The 592-nt window shown below is 50.2% G+C and carries 1 protein-coding gene; it reads right to left on the bottom strand.

Annotated features, from left to right (window positions below; all coding sequences use genetic code 11):
• Nucleotides 1–592: hypothetical protein (locus ACO0K1_RS20260; RefSeq protein WP_423029012.1), on the bottom strand; the 592-nt coding region annotated here is incomplete at both ends.

Genomic DNA, 592 nt, shown 5'->3' with positions numbered 1-592 from the left:
ACGCTTTGTTGTGTCGCGTTATAAGTACCGCTTTGGCTATTGCCGATGATGTTAACTGCAGTTGTGACAGCATTGATCGTCGCTTTGTTATTCACCGATGCATTACTTAATGCAGGCAGAATATAGTTTGATGCTAAACCAGTGCCATCACTTAAACCAGTAATGCCACTGACGTAGTTTGTTGCATTGGCGGCCACGTTCGCGTTGTTGGCTACCGCCGTACCGGTGTAGTTCAGCGTTTGTCCATTGACGCCCGTGATGCTGACCTGACCTGGTGTCAGGCTGGTGTTGCTGTCGTAAGTCTTCGTTGCATTGATTGTCGCTGTAGCTTGACCGATATTCAAACTACCATTCGTGTAGACGATGTTGCTGTAGTTACTGTTCGTGCCGCCGACCGTATTGGCGTAGCTGCCAGCATTGGTGCCTGTGGCACCGTTGGCGGTGAAACCGCCAACATTAGAGGCTGTATCAGTACCTACCAAGCCAATGGCTGTGAATCCGCTCACGCTTTGTTGTGTCGCGTTGTAGGTACCGCTTTGGCTATTACCGACGATATTAACTGCCGTAGTCACCGCATTGATCGTCGCCTGGT

This window comes from Undibacterium sp. SXout20W, assembly GCF_049340285.1.
GTDB lineage: Bacteria > Pseudomonadota > Gammaproteobacteria > Burkholderiales > Burkholderiaceae_D > Undibacterium.
This window is presented reverse-complemented; position numbering and strand designations above follow the sequence as displayed.